This is a genomic window from Priestia sp. SIMBA_032, assembly GCF_046535215.1.
GTDB lineage: Bacteria > Bacillota > Bacilli > Bacillales > Bacillaceae_H > Priestia > Priestia aryabhattai.
On record NZ_JAWRXD010000226.1, the window covers coordinates 1 to 369 of the forward strand.

Genomic DNA, 369 nt, shown 5'->3' on the forward strand with positions numbered 1-369 from the left:
TGGAAAAAAGACTTGAACCTACAGTTACGTGAGGGAGTATGATTTTTGTAAACATATTGTTAGGAGGAGTGTAAGATGAGCAAAAGGGAAGGCTGTTCAATTGGTGAGTTTGCAAAGAGGACAGGCACATCAATACGGACACTACAATATTACGATGAAATTGGACTACTTAAACCTGGAAAGAATGTTAGCTCTGGTCACCGTTTGTACAAAGGAAAAGATATATTAGAGCTACAGAAAATAGTGAGTCTTAAAGTATTAGGATATAGTTTAGAAGAAATACGCGTTATGCTGAAAATGCCAAGTTTGAATGTAAATTTAAAAGAAACGTTGGAACAACAAAGAAAAGCCTTTGAAGAAAAGAGAAGA

The 369-nt window shown here is 35.2% G+C and carries 1 protein-coding gene; it reads left to right on the plus strand.

Annotated elements, in window-relative coordinates; genetic code table 11:
- Positions 1-75 precede the first annotated feature (75 nt).
- On the plus strand, positions 76-369 hold a 294-nt coding region (locus tag SB717_RS34110), incomplete at its 3' end, for a MerR family transcriptional regulator (protein ID WP_410907252.1).